14 protein-coding genes are annotated in these 14,169 nt (G+C 66.8%); 5 read left to right on the forward strand and 9 right to left on the reverse strand.

What is annotated here, in order from left to right; all coding sequences use genetic code 11:
- The first annotated feature begins 22 nt into the window (after positions 1–22).
- The 3 genes from ACK8CO_RS18600 (at position 23) to lpdA (ending at position 3,495) form a co-directional block, all read left to right on the forward strand.
- Positions 23–1,294, forward strand: a complete 1,272-nt coding sequence (locus ACK8CO_RS18600) for an MFS transporter (RefSeq protein ID WP_414897609.1) — start codon at positions 23–25, stop codon at positions 1,292–1,294.
- A 97-nt stretch (positions 1,295–1,391) separates the two neighbouring features.
- Positions 1,392–1,970, forward strand: coding sequence for a DUF924 family protein (locus tag ACK8CO_RS18605; RefSeq protein WP_080616481.1), 579 nt, complete (start codon positions 1,392–1,394; stop codon positions 1,968–1,970).
- 130 nt (positions 1,971–2,100) lie between these two features.
- Positions 2,101–3,495, forward strand: coding sequence for a dihydrolipoyl dehydrogenase (lpdA, locus tag ACK8CO_RS18610; protein ID WP_414897610.1), 1,395 nt, complete (start codon positions 2,101–2,103; stop codon positions 3,493–3,495).
- Positions 3,496–3,577: 82 nt separating this feature from the next.
- Here lpdA and ACK8CO_RS18615 read toward each other — a convergent pair whose 3' ends face one another.
- Complete coding sequence (locus ACK8CO_RS18615; RefSeq protein WP_414897611.1) at positions 3,578–3,949, reverse strand: rhodanese-like domain-containing protein; 372 nt, start codon at positions 3,947–3,949, stop codon at positions 3,578–3,580.
- A gap of 176 nt (positions 3,950–4,125) precedes the next feature.
- Between ACK8CO_RS18615 and uvrA the strand changes: the two genes are divergently transcribed.
- A complete protein-coding gene (uvrA, locus tag ACK8CO_RS18620) occupies positions 4,126–6,984 on the forward strand; it encodes an excinuclease ABC subunit UvrA (RefSeq protein ID WP_080616478.1) in 2,859 nt (952 codons plus the stop codon).
- Between the two features lie 33 nt (positions 6,985–7,017).
- On the opposite strand, the gene ACK8CO_RS18625 is transcribed toward uvrA, so the two are convergent.
- The 6 genes from ACK8CO_RS18625 to ACK8CO_RS18650 form a co-directional block, all read right to left on the reverse strand.
- On the reverse strand, positions 7,018–7,356 hold the full coding sequence (locus tag ACK8CO_RS18625) for an excinuclease ABC subunit A (RefSeq protein ID WP_414897612.1): 339 nt from the start codon (positions 7,354–7,356) through the stop codon (positions 7,018–7,020).
- A 149-nt stretch (positions 7,357–7,505) separates the two neighbouring features.
- A complete protein-coding gene (locus ACK8CO_RS18630; protein ID WP_080616476.1) occupies positions 7,506–7,709 on the reverse strand; it encodes a DUF2892 domain-containing protein in 204 nt (67 codons plus the stop codon).
- A gap of 166 nt (positions 7,710–7,875) precedes the next feature.
- On the reverse strand, positions 7,876–8,535 hold the full coding sequence (locus tag ACK8CO_RS18635) for a Crp/Fnr family transcriptional regulator (RefSeq protein WP_080616475.1): 660 nt from the start codon (positions 8,533–8,535) through the stop codon (positions 7,876–7,878).
- Positions 8,532–9,404, reverse strand: coding sequence for a 3-hydroxyisobutyrate dehydrogenase (gene mmsB, locus ACK8CO_RS18640; protein WP_414897613.1), 873 nt, complete (start codon positions 9,402–9,404; stop codon positions 8,532–8,534). The genes ACK8CO_RS18635 and mmsB overlap by 4 nt, the downstream gene beginning before the upstream one ends.
- Complete coding sequence (locus ACK8CO_RS18645) at positions 9,401–10,447, reverse strand: enoyl-CoA hydratase/isomerase family protein (protein ID WP_414897614.1); 1,047 nt, start codon at positions 10,445–10,447, stop codon at positions 9,401–9,403. The genes mmsB and ACK8CO_RS18645 overlap by 4 nt, the downstream gene beginning before the upstream one ends.
- Positions 10,444–11,589, reverse strand: coding sequence for an acyl-CoA dehydrogenase family protein (locus ACK8CO_RS18650; RefSeq protein WP_414897615.1), 1,146 nt, complete (start codon positions 11,587–11,589; stop codon positions 10,444–10,446). The genes ACK8CO_RS18645 and ACK8CO_RS18650 overlap by 4 nt, the downstream gene beginning before the upstream one ends.
- A 153-nt stretch (positions 11,590–11,742) precedes the next feature.
- On the opposite strand from ACK8CO_RS18650, the gene ACK8CO_RS18655 reads away from it, so the two are divergent.
- Positions 11,743–12,384 (forward strand): VPLPA-CTERM sorting domain-containing protein, encoded by a 642-nt coding sequence (locus tag ACK8CO_RS18655; protein WP_196774231.1) that lies wholly within the window; start codon positions 11,743–11,745, stop codon positions 12,382–12,384.
- 72 nt (positions 12,385–12,456) lie between these two features.
- On the opposite strand, the gene ACK8CO_RS18660 is transcribed toward ACK8CO_RS18655, so the two are convergent.
- Both ACK8CO_RS18660 and ACK8CO_RS18665 read right to left on the reverse strand, forming a co-directional pair.
- Positions 12,457–13,590: a carboxylate-amine ligase gene (locus ACK8CO_RS18660; protein WP_414897616.1), complete on the reverse strand. Its 1,134-nt coding sequence runs from the start codon at positions 13,588–13,590 to the stop codon at positions 12,457–12,459.
- Positions 13,591–13,687: 97 nt separating this feature from the next.
- Positions 13,688–14,155 (reverse strand): YbaK/EbsC family protein, encoded by a 468-nt coding sequence (locus ACK8CO_RS18665; RefSeq protein ID WP_414897617.1) that lies wholly within the window; start codon positions 14,153–14,155, stop codon positions 13,688–13,690.
- Positions 14,156–14,169 lie beyond the last annotated feature (14 nt).

Below are 14,169 nucleotides of genomic sequence, written 5' to 3' on the forward strand. Positions count from 1 at the left end.
AGACTGCGAAAGGACTTCTCCCGTGTTCAAGGTGTTGGCAAGCTCCTGGGCCCTGCTTCTGGGTATTCTTCTGCTCATGGTCGGCAATGGGATCCAGGGCACGCTCCTAGGGATCCGTGGCGGGATCGAGGGGTTCTCGACCTACGAGATGTCGATGGTGATGTCGGCCTATTTCCTCGGTTTCCTCGGCGGGTCGCGGCTCGCGCCCGAGATGATCCGCCGGGTCGGGCATATCCGTGTCTTCGCCGCGCTCGGCTCCTTCATCTCGGCGGTGCTGATCCTTTACCCCGCCTGGACTGACCCGCTGGCCTGGACGATCGGGAGGGTCCTGATCGGTTTCTGCTTCTCGGGCGTCTATGTCACCGCCGAAAGCTGGCTGAACAACTCCGCCTCGAACGAGACCCGGGGGCAGGCGCTGTCGCTTTACATGATCACGCAGATGGCGGGGATCGTCGCGGCGCAGGGGCTTTTGCTGACCGCCGATCCGGGCGGCTTCATCCTGTTCATCATCCCCTCGGTGCTGGTGTCGATCTCGTTTGCGCCGATCCTTCTGTCGGTCAGCCCGACGCCGCCCTTCGAGACGACGAAACCGATGAAGCTGCGCGACCTGATCCGGACCTCGCCCACCGGCACGGTCGGCGTCTTCCTGATCGGGGGGGTGTTCTCGGCACTGTTCGGGATGGCCTCGGTCTTCGGCTCGGAGGCGGGGTTGTCGGTCGCCCAGATCTCGGCCTTCGTGGCCACGATCTATCTGGGCGGCCTGCTGTTCCAGTATCCGATCGGCTGGCTCTCTGACCGGATCGACCGGCGCACCCTGATCCTGGCGGCTGCCGCCACCGGCGCGGCTGCGGCGGCAGCCGCGATCGCGGTCGGGGGCAGCTATACCGCGCTCCTGACCGCGGCCTTCGTCATCGGGGGCATGTCGAACCCGCTTTACTCGCTGCTGATCGCCTATACCAACGACTATCTCCAGCCCGAGGACATGGCTGCGGCCTCGGGCGGGATGCTGTTTCTCAACGGGGTCGGCGCGATCCTCGGGCCGCTGGTGACGGGCTGGGCCATGGGCGTGATCGGGCCGGGCGGGTTCTTTCTCTTCATCGCTGTCCTGATGGCCTCGCTGGCGGTCTTCACCGCCTTCCGGATGACCCAGCGCGCGCCGGTTCCGGTCGACGAGACCGGCAGCTATGCGCCGGTGCTGCCTTCGGCCACGCCGGTTGCGGTCGAGCTGGCCCAGGAGGTCGCCATCGAGGCCGCGCAGGACGATCAGGGCGCGGGGCCGCCTGGCGCGGCCTAAAGGCCGGGATGAACCGCTGGACGGCTTGAACCCCCCGGGTAAATCTGAAACCATCCGCGCCAGCACGAACAGGCAGCCTACGGTCGAGGAGGATCAGATGCCGCGACGCGAACAGATCATCAGCTTCTGGATGGAAGAGGTCGGCCCGGCGGGCTGGTACAAGGCCGACCCCGAGGTCGATGCCGCCATCGTCGCGCAGTTCAAGGGCGACTGGGAAGCGGCCCATTCCGGCGAGCTGCACGAATGGGTGACCAACCCCGCGGGGGCCTTCGCCTTCCTGATCCTGACCGACCAGTTTCCGCGCAACATGTTCCGTGGCGACTGGCGCGCCTTTGCCACCGACGCGCTGGCCCGTGCTGCCGCCAAACAGGCAATCGAGCATAATTTCGACATGCGTTACCCCGAGCCCGAGCGTCAGTTCTTCTACATGCCGCTGATGCATTCGGAATGCCTGATGGACCAGGATCGCTGCGTCCGTCTGATGCTGACCCGCATGCCCGAGACCGGGGCCGACAACCTTCTGCACGCCAAGGCCCATCGCGAGCTTATCCGCCGCTTCGGCCGCTTCCCGTTCCGCAATGCCGCCCTGCATCGCGGCTCTTCCGAGGAAGAAATCGCCTTCCTCGAAAGCGGCGGCTACGCTGCCTGCGTCGAAGAATTGCGTGCCTCTGCCTGAGACCGGCCCCGAGAGCCGGATCTGACATCGTCCCCGCGCCGCTTCGGGTTGCGGGGAATTCGGGCGTCGCAGCCGGGAAACTGCGCATGCCTTCGGAACATCAAGGGAACCTAGAAAGGGAGACTGCGCCATGGCCGCGCGTAACTTCGACATGATCGTGATCGGCGCGGGGCCGGGGGGCTATGTGGCGGCAATCCGCGGCGCCCAGCTCGGGCTCAGCGTCGCCGTGGTCGAACGCGAACATCTGGGGGGCATCTGCCTCAACTGGGGCTGCATCCCCACCAAGGCGCTGCTGCGCTCGGCCGAGGTGTTCCACCTGATGCACCGCGCCAAGGAGTTCGGGCTGAAGGCCGAGGGGATCGGCTATGATCTTCCGGCCGTGGTCAAGCGCTCGCGCGGGGTGGCAAAGCAACTGGCCTCTGGCGTGGGGCATCTGCTGAAGAAGAACAAGGTCACGGTGGTGATGGGCGAGGCCACGCTGCCTGGCAAGGGCCGGGTTTCGGTCAAGACAGACAAGGGCAGCGAAGAGCTGACCGCCAGGGCCATCGTCCTGGCCACGGGCGCGCGGGCGCGCAACCTGCCGGGGCTCGAGGCCGATGGCAAGCGGGTCTGGTCCTATAAGCACGCGCTGCAGCCGCCGCATGAGCCGAAGAAGCTCCTGGTCATCGGATCGGGCGCCATCGGCATCGAATTCGCCAGCTTCTTCAACACGCTGGGGGCCGAGACCACGGTGGTCGAGGTGATGGACCGCATCCTGCCGGTCGAGGATGCCGAGATCTCGGCCTTTGCGAAGAAACAGTTCGAAAAGCAGGGCATGACGATCCGCGAGAAGGCCACGGTCAAGCAACTCGACCGCAGCGCCGACAAGGTCGTCGCCCATGTCGAACAGAACGGCAAGCTCGAGAAGATCGAGGTCGACACCGTGATTTCCGCCGTCGGCATCGTCGGCAATGTCGAGGGGCTGGGCCTTGAAGGGCTGGGCGTCAGGATCGACCGGACCCATGTCGTCACCGACGAGTATTGCCGGACCGGGGTCGAGGGGCTTTATGCCATCGGCGACGTCGCGGGCGCGCCCTGGCTGGCACATAAGGCGTCCCATGAGGGCGTCATGGTGGCCGAGCTGATCGCAGGGCAGAAGCCGCACCCGATCAAGCCGGGCTCGATCGCGGGCTGCACCTATTGCCATCCGCAGGTCGCCAGCGTCGGGCTGACCGAGGCCAGGGCCAAGGAGCAGGGCCATGACATCAAGGTCGGTCGCTTCCCCTTCATCGGCAATGGCAAGGCCATCGCCCTTGGCGAGGCCGAGGGCATGGTCAAGACCGTTTTCGATGCCAAGACCGGCGAGCTGCTGGGGGCGCATATGATCGGCGCCGAGGTGACGGAGCTGATCCAGGGCTATGTGGTCGGCCGTCAGCTGGAGACGACCGAAGCCGATCTGATGGAAACCGTCTTCCCGCACCCCACACTGTCGGAGATGATGCACGAATCCGTGCTGGACGCCTGGGACCGGGCGATCCATTTCTAGGGACGGGCCGGGACCCGTCACAAGGTTGCGCCGTCCCTTCCGGGGCGGCGCCTGCATATCCGGGGGGCTACTCGACCGGGAGCTATTCGATGGGGAGCTTGGCGTTCAGCCACTCGCGGAAGGCACCCATGTTGTAGACATCCTCGTATCCCATCTTCTTCATCATCCGCGCGGCCTGGATCGCCTTGCTGCCATTCTCGCAGTAAAGCGCGAAGCTCTTGGCCGGGTCGAGCGTCGGGTCGAAATTGGGCCCCTGCCTGTTCGCCTTGTGCCGGATCATCATGAGCGGGATATGGATCGCCCCCTTGGCCTTGCCGCTGCGGGCGACCTCATGCGGTTCGCGGACGTCGATCAGAATCAGTTCACCCTTTTCGGCATGGACGCTGGCATCCTTCGCGCGAATCTCCTCGATATACGGGTAGACCCTCGCCATGAGCTCGAACCAATTGGCCATCGCGCACTCCTGTTCTGAGATTTCCATCTGAACTATGGGGGGCGAGGGCCCGAATGTTAAGCGCGCACGGGGACGCAGCCTCGGCGGTCTTGAATGTTCCCGTCATGTTCTCATTTTTCGGTTGGAGATCGTGCTCGGGTCAACTATTTCTTCACAAGTATTCCCCGGGGGCAGTGATGGCCGAGCTGAAACGGATCGAGGTGCGCGGCGCGCGCGAGCACAATCTCAAGGATGTCGATGTCGACATTCCGCGCGATGCGCTGGTGGTGATCACCGGGCTGTCCGGCTCGGGCAAGTCCTCGCTTGCCTTCGACACGATCTATGCCGAAGGGCAGCGCCGCTATGTCGAGAGCCTGTCGGCCTATGCGCGCCAGTTCCTCGACATGATGGAAAAGCCCGATGTCGACCATATTGCCGGGCTGAGCCCCGCGATTTCGATCGAGCAGAAGACGACCTCGAAGAACCCGCGCTCGACCGTCGGCACCGTCACCGAGATCTACGACTACATGCGGCTGCTCTTTGCGCGCGCCGGCACGCCCTACAGCCCCGCCACCGGCCTGCCGATCGAGGCGCAGCAGGTGCAGGACATGGTCGACCGGGTCATGGCCATGGAGGAGGGCACGCGCGCCTATCTGCTGGCCCCGATCGTGCGCGACCGCAAGGGCGAGTATCGCAAGGAATTCGTCGAGTTGCGCAAGCAGGGCTTCCAGCGGGTCAAGGTCGACGGCCAGTTCCACGATCTGGACGAACCGCCCGCGCTGGACAAGAAATTCCGCCATGACATCGACGTGGTGGTCGACCGGATCGTGGTGAAGGCGGGGCTCGAGACCCGGCTGGCCGACAGTTTCCGCACCGCGCTGGATCTGGCGGACGGCATTGCCGTTATGGAGACCGCGCCGAAGGAGGGCGATCCCGAGCGCATCGTCTTTTCCGAGAATTTCGCCTGTCCGGTCTCGGGCTTCACCATCCCCGAGATCGAGCCGCGGCTGTTTTCCTTCAACGCGCCGTTCGGGGCCTGCCCCGATTGCGGCGGTCTCGGGGTCGAGCTTTTCTTCGACGAACGCCTGGTGGTGCCCGATGCGGCGCTGACCGTCTATGACGGCGCGCTCGCGCCCTGGCGCAAGGGCAAGTCGCCTTATTTCCGCCAGACCATCGAGGCCATCGCCCGGCATTACGGGTTCGACAAGGCGACGCCCTGGAAGGATCTGCCGAAGAAGGTGCAGCAGGTCTTCCTGCGCGGCTCGGGCGAGGAGGAAATCGAGTTCCGCTATGACGAGGGCGGGCGGGTCTATCAGGTGACGCGGGCCTTCGAGGGGGTGATCCCCAACATGGAGCGCCGCTATCGCGAGACCGACAGCGCCTGGGTCCGCGAGGAGTTCGAGAATTACCAGAACAACCGCCCCTGCCAGAGCTGCGGCGGCCACCGGCTGCGCCCCGAGGCGCTGGCGGTGAAGATCGCGGGGCTGCATATCGGTCAGGTGGTCCAGATGTCGATCCGCGAGGCCCATGCCTGGGTGCAGACCGCGCCCGGGCATCTGAGCAAGCAGAAGAACGAGATCGCCCGCGCCATCCTCAAGGAGATCCGCGAGCGGCTGGGCTTCCTGAACAATGTCGGGCTCGATTACCTGACGCTGGCGCGCAATGCCGGCACGCTGTCGGGCGGCGAAAGCCAGCGGATCCGGCTGGCCAGCCAGATCGGCTCGGGCCTGACGGGAGTGCTTTACGTGCTGGACGAACCCTCGATCGGGCTGCATCAGCGCGATAACGGGCGGCTTCTGACGACGCTGAAGAACCTGCGCGACCAGGGCAATTCGGTGCTGGTGGTCGAGCATGACGAGGAGGCGATCCGCGAGGCGGATTACGTGCTGGATATCGGTCCCGGGGCCGGCGTGCATGGCGGCCGGATTGTGGCGAAAGGCACGCCTGAGGAGATCGCGGCCGATCCGGCCTCGGTCACCGGGCAGTATCTGTCGGGCACGCGCGAGATCGCCGTGCCGGCCGAGCGCCGGGCGGGCAATGGCAAGGCGGTGACGGTGGTCAAGGCCACGGGCAACAACCTGCAGGATGTCACCGCGCGGTTTCCGCTGGGCAAGTTCGTCTGCGTGACGGGCGTTTCGGGCGGCGGCAAGTCGACCCTGACCATCGAGACCCTGTTCAAGACGGCGTCCATGCGGTTGAACGGGGCACGCCAGACGCCCGCGCCCTGCGAGACCATCAAGGGGCTCGAGCATCTCGACAAGGTCATCGACATCGACCAGAGGCCCATCGGGCGCACGCCGCGTTCAAACCCCGCCACCTATACCGGCGCCTTCACGCCAATCCGGGACTGGTTCGCCGGGCTGCCCGAGGCCAAGGCGCGCGGCTATAAACCAGGGCGCTTCAGCTTCAACGTCAAGGGCGGGCGCTGCGAGGCCTGCCAGGGCGACGGCGTGATCAAGATCGAGATGCACTTCCTGCCCGACGTCTATGTGACCTGCGAAACCTGTCATGGCGCAAGGTATAACCGGGAAACCCTTGAGATCCGGTTCAAGGACAAGAGCATTGCCGATGTCCTCGACATGACGGTCGAGGATGCGCAGGCCTTCTTCAAGGCGGTGCCCTCGATCCGCGAGAAGATGGACGCGCTGATGCATGTGGGGCTGGGCTATATCAAGGTCGGCCAGCAGGCGACGACGCTCTCGGGCGGCGAGGCGCAGCGGGTCAAGCTGTCGAAGGAGCTGTCCAAGCGCGCGACCGGTCGGACGCTGTACATCCTCGACGAGCCGACCACGGGGCTGCATTTCGAGGATGTGAAGAAGCTTCTGGAGGTGCTGCACGAACTGGTCGACCAGGGCAATACGGTCGTGGTGATCGAGCATAATCTCGACGTCATCAAGACTGCCGACTGGATCATCGATATCGGCCCCGAGGGCGGCGATGGCGGTGGCCGGATCGTGGCCGAGGGCACGCCCGAAGAGGTGGCGGCCTGCGAGGCCAGCCATACCGGGCGCTATCTCAAGGACATGCTGAAGCCGCGCCGGGTCGCGGCCGAATAGCCGGTATCGGCGCGGCAGGCGGCACGGGGGCGCTCAGTCGACGAGGGCGTCGATCGCGCCGATCAGGTCCAGCACCTTGCGGGTCTCGGGATCGACCCGGACTACCCAGCCGTCGTCGCGCAGGTAATAGCTGCCGCGCGGGTCGAGCCGGTAGCGGCGCGGGTCGTCGAGATGCCGGTAGCGGCCGTCGATCCGGTCTCCTGCCGCGATGCCGTGACCGAACCCGTCGCCCTTGCGGGCCTGACCGGGCGGCATGCAGGCGGGGCTTTTCTTGGCGAGGCCCGGCGGGCAATGGGGCGGCGCGGCAAGGCCAAGGTCAGGAGCAAGGGAGGGGGCAAGGGCGGTCAGGGCCGCCAGAAGGATCGGACGCATCGAGTGTCTCCGCTTCAGGTTCGGAGGGAAACGCCCGGGGCGGCCGGAAGGTTCAGGCACAGCAACCGGTTCCGGCGCGGATCCGCCGATGTCTTGCGAAGCGGCGGCGCGCGGCTGCGGCCGCGCGCCCCCCGCATGGTTCGGGTCTGTCAGTCCTTCTTGCAGGTGTTCACCCCGATCAGCGAGTAGAGCGGGCAGCTCGACATCAGCCCGGTCGCAAGGGGCACGATGCCGATCAGCAGCCAGTTGCTGTAGCCGACCAGGGCGGCGATCACCATCAGCGCGCCGATGATGATGCGCAGGGCACGGTCGAGGCCGCCGACATTTTTCGCAAGCAGGGATTGGGTGGTCATGGATGGGTCCTCCGATGGATGCCGTCCGGCCGTTCCGGACGCTATGGACCCAGTATGCGCGCGCCCGGTCCGCGCGTCTGTGACTGTGTCACCGGGTCCTGTCACAGGGCCTTGTCACGGAGCTGCATCACTAGGTTGCATTGCCGGGCTGCAGCCCCGTGCGGTGTCACCTGACCCCGTCGGCCCCGGCGATCCGGGCCAGCCCCGAGGCATCCTCGATCGTCACGCAGCCGCGGTCGAGCCGCACCATCCCCGCCCGGGACAGCGCGTCGAGCCGGCGCGAGACCACCTCGCGGGCGGTGCCGATCCGGGTCGCGATCTCCTGATGGGTGGCATGGACGGCGCCATCGGTCGCGCGGTCCAGAAGATCGGCGGCAAGGCGGCTTTCGACCTTCTGGAAGGCCACCCGTTCCAGCAGCGCCATCACCGATTGCAGCCGCTGCGCGAAGGCGCCGAAGACGAAGCGGCGAAAGACCGGGCTGTCATCCATCAGCGCAAGGAAGGTCTCTTTGGGGACCAGCACCGCCTCGCAATCGGTGGCCGCGACCGCCTCGCCGGTATAGTCCTCGCCGCCCAGCAGCCCCAGTGTCGACTGCACGCAGGACTGTCCGGGTTCGATCGCGTAAAGCAGGATCTCGCGCCCCGTCGGGCCGATCAGGAAGACCTCGACCCGGCCCGTGAGAAGGATGGTGAAGCCGCGCGCCGCCTCGCCGGGACAGAACAGCACCTTGCCTTTCGGCAGCGGGCTGACCGGCAGCGTCCCGAGCCGGGCGGCGATCCCCGGCTCGAGGCCCGCAAGACCCTCGGCGCGCGCAAGCCAGCTCATCCGCGGCCGCGTTTCTCGAAGCGGAGCAGCATCGCCGAGAAGTCGAGACCCGAGCCGTCTTCCTGTTCGACGAAGCTGGCGTAAAGCTCGGCCGCGCGCGCGCCCATCGGCGTGTCGGCATCGGCGGTTTCGGCGGCCTGCTGCGACAGGCGCAGGTCCTTCAGCATCAGGTTGGCGGCAAAGCCGGGCTTGTAGCCATTGTCGGCGGGGCTGGCCGGTCCGATGCCGGGGGCGGGGCAATAGGCATTCATGGACCAACTGTAGCCCGATGAGGTCGAGACCACATCGAACATCTTGTCGCGTGCCAGCCCCAGCTTGTCGGCCAGCGCGAAGGCCTCGCAGGTGGCGATCATGGTGACGCCGAGGATCATGTTGTTGCAGATCTTGGCGGCCTGCCCGTTGCCCGAGGGCCCGCAATGGACGGCCTTCTGGCCCATGATGTCGAACAGCGGCCGGACTGTCGCGAAGGCCGCGTCGCTGCCGCCCGCCATGAAGGTCAGGGTGCCTGCCGACGCGCCGCCGACGCCGCCCGAGACCGGCGCGTCCACCGCAAGGATGCCGGCCGCCTGGGCCTCGGCCGCGACGCTGCGGGCGCTGTCGACATCGACGGTCGAGCAGTCGAGAAGCACCGCGCCCTTTGCCATCGCGGGCAGGATCTCGGCCGCGACCGCGCGCAGGATCTCGCCGTTCGGCAGCATGGTGATGACCACCTCGCGGCCCTGGGCGGCGGCGACGCTGCTGTCGGCCATCGTCACGCCGTCGGGGCAGGGGGCGGCCGGGTCGTAGCCGGTCACCTCATGGCCCGCCTGCACGAGGTTCGCCGCCATCGGCGCCCCCATGTTCCCGAGCCCGATGAAGCCGATCTTCATTGCAGTTCCTCCTCCAGTTTCAGCCCGTATTCGCCCAGCGGCATCAGCATCCGCGCCACATCGGCGCCGGGCACCGCATCGAGCCCCTGGTGTTTCCAGCGCGGCTTGCGGTCCTTGTCGATGATGGCCGCGCGGATGCCTTCGAGAAAGTCGGAATGTTCCGGCGCGCGGTAGGTGAAGCGGTATTCCAGCGCCAGCGCCCGGCGGATGTCGTCCGAGCCCTTCAGCCGGTGCTGCATCTCGATGGCGCAGGCCATGGCCAGCGGGCTGTTGCGCTCCATCACCTTCAGGGCCGACAGCGCGAAGGCAGAACCATCGGCGCTCAGCGCGTTGACGATGTCGAGAAGGCGCTCGCCCGCAAAAAGCGCGTCGATCCGGGGCTGCAGCGCGGCCAGCTCGCCCGGCGGCGGGGTCCGGGCCGCGCGGTCGACGGCCTCCCAGTCGCCGGTTGCGATCAGCTCGTCGCGCAGCGCGGGCCAGGTGGTTTCGGGCACGAAATAATCGGCAAAGCCCGCATGTATCGCATCGGCCGGGCCCATCCGGCGGCCGGTCACGCCCAGATATTCGCCCATCCGCCCCGGCGCGCGGGCCAGGATCAGCGAGCCGCCGACATCGGGCACGAGGCCGATCCCGCATTCGGGCATCGCCACCTGCGCGCTTTCGCCCACCACCCGGTGCGAGCCGTGACAGCCGATGCCGACGCCCCCGCCCATCACGAAGCCCTGCATCAGGCTGATGACGGGCTTGGGGAATTCGAAGAGCTTGGCGTTCATCCGGTATTCGTCGCGCCAGAATTTCTGGCCATAGGCATAATCGCCCCTGGTGCCGGTCTCGTACATCACCGCGATGTCGCCGCCCGCGCAGAAGGCCTTGTTGCCCTCGGCATCGATCAGGATCATCCGGATCTCGGGATCGGGCGCCCAGGCATCAAGCGCGGCCTCGATCGCCAGAGACATCTCGTAGCTCAACGCGTTCAGCGCCTTGGGACGGGTCAGGGTGATATGGCCGATCCGGCCCTGCTTGCGGATCCGGATATCGCTCATCCGCGTGCCTCCAGCAGCTGACGCGCCACGATCAGCCGCATGATCTCGTTGGTGCCCTCGAGGATCTGGTGAACGCGGAGGTCGCGCACGATCTTCTCGATGCCGTAATCGGCCAGATAGCCGTAGCCGCCATGAAGCTGCAGGCAGGTATCGGCGACCTTCGAGCCGGCCTCGGTCACGAAGGCCTTGGCCATGGCGCAGAAGCTGGTGGCATCGGGCGCGCCCTGGTCGAGCTTCCAGGCCGCCTGGCGCAGGAAGCTGCGTGCGGCCTGCAACGCGATCTCCATGTCGGCCAGGCGGAACTGCAGCGCCTGGAACCGGTCGAGGCTTTGCCCGAAGGCCTGGCGCTCGCCCATATAGGACAGCGTCGCGTCAAGGGCGGCCTGCGCGGCCCCCAGCGAGCAGGCCGCGATGTTCAGCCGCCCGCCATCGAGCCCGGCCATGGCATAGCGAAAGCCCTTGCCCTCTTCGCCCAGCAGGTTCCCGGCGGGAATGGCGCAATTGTCGAACTGGACCTGCCGGGTCGGCTGGGCGCGCCAGCCCATCTTGTCCTCGAGCCCGCCGAAGGACAGGCCGGGCCGCCCGTCCTCGACCAGAAAGGCAGAGATGCCCTTCGGCCCGGCCGCGCCGGTGCGGGCCATGACGACATAGGCGTCGGAATAACCGCCGCCCGAGATGAAGGCCTTGGTGCCGCTCAGCACCCAGCCCTCGGCGCCCCGCACCGCGCGGGTCTTCAGCGCGGCCGCATCAGAGCCCGAGCCCGGCTCGGTCAGGCAGTAGGACAGTACCGTTTGCATCGACAGCGCGTCTGGCAGAACCCGTGCGCGCATCTCGTCCGAGCCGAAGGCGTCGATCATCTTCGCGCACATGTTGTGGATCGACAGGAAGGCCGCGACCGAGGGGCAGGCCATGCTGAGCGCCTCGAAGACCAGCGTCGCGTCAAGCCGCGAGAGGCCCGACCCGCCCGAGCTTTCGCGCACATAGAGCCCGCCGAAGCCCAGCGCGCCCAGCTCGGGCCAGAGCGTTTTCGGGATCGTGCCCTCGGCCTCCCAGCTTCGGGCATGGGGCGCGATATGGTCCCTGCCGAACTCGCGGGCCAGATCGAAGACCGCCGTCTGTTCCTCGCTTAGCGCAAAATCCATGATCGCTGCTCCCCCGTCGCGAAAGAAATGAACGCCCGTTTAGTTAACGGCCGGGGCGGGGGGCATGCAAGCGTCCGCGACAGAGATTTCCTTGCGTCAAATTCGCGACCAAATTAAATATAGGATATAGAATCATTTTAAATGGGGTTTCCCTTGAAAAGGCTTTTCCTGATCTCCGCCGCCGCTGCCGGATTGATTGCAGCCGCCTCGGCCGGGTCTGCCGCCACGATCAGCTTCGATCTTGACGATCAGCGCGGCAGCGACCCGATGAAGACCGCCGTCACGCTGGAAGACGTGGCGGGCGGCGTCAAGATGAGCTTTCTGGTGAGCGATGCGGGCAACCAGGGCGACATCGCGGCGGTCTATTTCGATCTCGGCGGTGACGGATCGGTCGACTCGATCGAATGGACCGACCTTGGCCCGACGCTCGGCTTCGCCACTGACACCAAGAATGCCCAGGCCGGCAATATCGGGGCCGAGTTCGATATCGGCATCGCCATCGGCGCGGTCGGGTCCAGCGGGGATTTCTACAACGCCTTCAGCTTCCTCGTCTATGGCGCCGATCTCGACGTGACCGATTTCATCGGCCAGAGCTTCGCGGTGCGCGGCCAGACGGTCGGACCCTGCGCCAATCCGGGTCCGGCGCAGTGCAGCGGCAACGGGTCGTCCAAGATGTTCGGCACCGTGCCCGAACTGCAGCCCGAGCCGGCGCCGGTGCCGCTTCCGGCGGCGGGCGGTCTGTTGCTGGCCGGGCTGGCCGGGTTCGCTGCGCTGCGTCGCAGGACGCGCGGCTGACAGACCAGGAAATGATGGGCTCAGCAGGCGGGCGCCTTCCGGGGCGCCCGTGTTGCATTTCAGGAGCCGAGCTCAGAGATCGGCGCCGAATTCGTCGATCAGAAGCCGCACCACGGCCCGCATCGCCTCTTCGCGGTCGGCGCCCGCCGCCAGCGCCGCGGCATGGGCCTTGCGTTGCCGTTCGGCGCTGGTGCCATGGGCGATGACATCGCGCGCGGCAGTGACCTCGTCGAGACAGCCCAGCACGGCGGCATCGCTCTCGACGAGCTGGATCAACTCTTCCAGCAGGTCGGCGAAGGGCACCAGCTCCTTGCGGCCGAAATCGACCAGCCCCTCGGAGACGCCATAGCGCTGCGCCCGCCAGCGGTTCTCGCCCACCAGAAAGCGTTCATAGACCCGCCAGCGCAGGTTCTCGCCCGCAAGCCGCCACAGCATCCGGAGCGTGCACTGGATCAGCGCCGCCAGCGACAGCGTGTGATCGAGCCGCGGGCTCATGTCGCAGATCCGGGTCTCGAGCGTCGGGAAGCGGGCCGAGGGCCGCAGATCCCACCAGATCTTGGTGGCATCCTCGATCAGCCCCAGCCTGATCAGCGTGCCGACCGAGCGGTCATATTCGGACCAGCTTTCGAAGCGCGGCGGCAGTCCGGTCCGGGGCAGGTTGTCGAACACGGTCAGCCGGTAGGAGGCCAGCCCGGTATCGACCCCTTTCCAGAACGGCGACGAGGTCGACATCGCCAGCAGATGCGGCAGGAAATAGGAAAACTGCGCCATCAGGTCGATGCGCTGGTCTGGATCGGGGATGCCCACATGCACATGCATGCCGCAGATCAGCATCCGCCGCGCCACCGCCGCCAGCGCCCGGTCGAGATCGTTGTAGCGGTCCTTGTCGGTATGGTGCTGGTCGAGCCAGTCGGCCGAGGGGTGGCAGGAGGCCGCGATCGGCGCCAGTCCGAAGCGCGCGGCATGATGCGCCACCGTCGCGCGCAGGTGCCTGAGCTCGTCCCGCGCTTCGGGGACGCTCCGGCAGACCCGGGTGCCGACCTCGATCTGGCATTGCAGGAATTCCGGCGTCACCTGATCGCCGAGATCGGCGGCGCAGGCCTCCATCAGCTCCTTGGGCGCCTGCGCCAGCGCGCAGGTCTCGCGCTCGACCAGCAGGTATTCCTCTTCGATGCCGAGGGTGAAGTCGGGCTCGCTTGCGCACATGGTCCCCTCCCTGGCGCCGATCTGTCCGGGGAATGTCAGCAGGAAACGACCGCGCCCGCAAGATCGCGCGCGGCAGACGGGGGCCGGAAGGCGACGGTCACTGCGTGAAATCGGCCGTGACGGCGCCGGTCAGGGCGGGCAGGGTATGCGGATCCAGAGGGAAGACATGGCGGGGCGTTCCCGCCGCCGCCCAGACCGTGCCGAATTCCAGGAGGCGGAGATCGAGAAAGGTCCGGATCGGGCTCAGATGGCCGACCGGCGCGACGCCGCCGATGGCAAAGCCGGTCTGGACCCGGATCAGCGCGGCATCGGCCTTGCCGAGAGGCTCGCCCGCCAGTGCCGAGGCCTTCTCGTCCGAGACGCGGTTGCCGCCGGCGGTCAGGAACAGGATCGCCATGCCGCTGTCTTCGCCCCGGAAGATGATCGACTTGGCGATCTGGTCGAGTTCGCAGCCCACGGCCTCTGCGGCTTCCCGGGCGGTGCGGGTCTGGCCCAGCTCGCGGATATCGGGGGCGATCCCGGCCGCGTCCAGGGCCGCGCGGACCCGTTTCAGGCTTTTGCTCATCCTTGCCTCCGTCT

The organism is Rhodovulum sp. HP10 (assembly GCF_047553435.1).
GTDB lineage: Bacteria > Pseudomonadota > Alphaproteobacteria > Rhodobacterales > Rhodobacteraceae > Rhodovulum.

Coding starts and splice junctions, on each gene's coding strand:
- ACK8CO_RS18630 (WP_080616476.1), bottom strand. CDS start 7,709: ATGACCACCCAATCCCTGCTTGCGAAAAATGTCGGCGGCCTCGACCGT.
- ACK8CO_RS18635 (WP_080616475.1), bottom strand. CDS start 8,535: ATGAGCTGGCTTGCGCGCGCCGAGGGTCTTGCGGGCCTCGAGCCGGGG.
- ACK8CO_RS18625 (WP_414897612.1), bottom strand. CDS start 7,356: ATGCGTCCGATCCTTCTGGCGGCCCTGACCGCCCTTGCCCCCTCCCTT.
- ACK8CO_RS18615 (WP_414897611.1), bottom strand. CDS start 3,949: ATGGCCAATTGGTTCGAGCTCATGGCGAGGGTCTACCCGTATATCGAG.
- uvrA (WP_080616478.1), top strand. CDS start 4,126: ATGGCCGAGCTGAAACGGATCGAGGTGCGCGGCGCGCGCGAGCACAAT.
- ACK8CO_RS18645 (WP_414897614.1), bottom strand. CDS start 10,447: ATGAGCGATATCCGGATCCGCAAGCAGGGCCGGATCGGCCATATCACC.
- ACK8CO_RS18650 (WP_414897615.1), bottom strand. CDS start 11,589: ATGGATTTTGCGCTAAGCGAGGAACAGACGGCGGTCTTCGATCTGGCC.
- lpdA (WP_414897610.1), top strand. CDS start 2,101: ATGGCCGCGCGTAACTTCGACATGATCGTGATCGGCGCGGGGCCGGGG.
- ACK8CO_RS18665 (WP_414897617.1), bottom strand. CDS start 14,155: ATGAGCAAAAGCCTGAAACGGGTCCGCGCGGCCCTGGACGCGGCCGGG.
- ACK8CO_RS18605 (WP_080616481.1), top strand. CDS start 1,392: ATGCCGCGACGCGAACAGATCATCAGCTTCTGGATGGAAGAGGTCGGC.
- ACK8CO_RS18660 (WP_414897616.1), bottom strand. CDS start 13,590: ATGTGCGCAAGCGAGCCCGACTTCACCCTCGGCATCGAAGAGGAATAC.
- mmsB (WP_414897613.1), bottom strand. CDS start 9,404: ATGAAGATCGGCTTCATCGGGCTCGGGAACATGGGGGCGCCGATGGCG.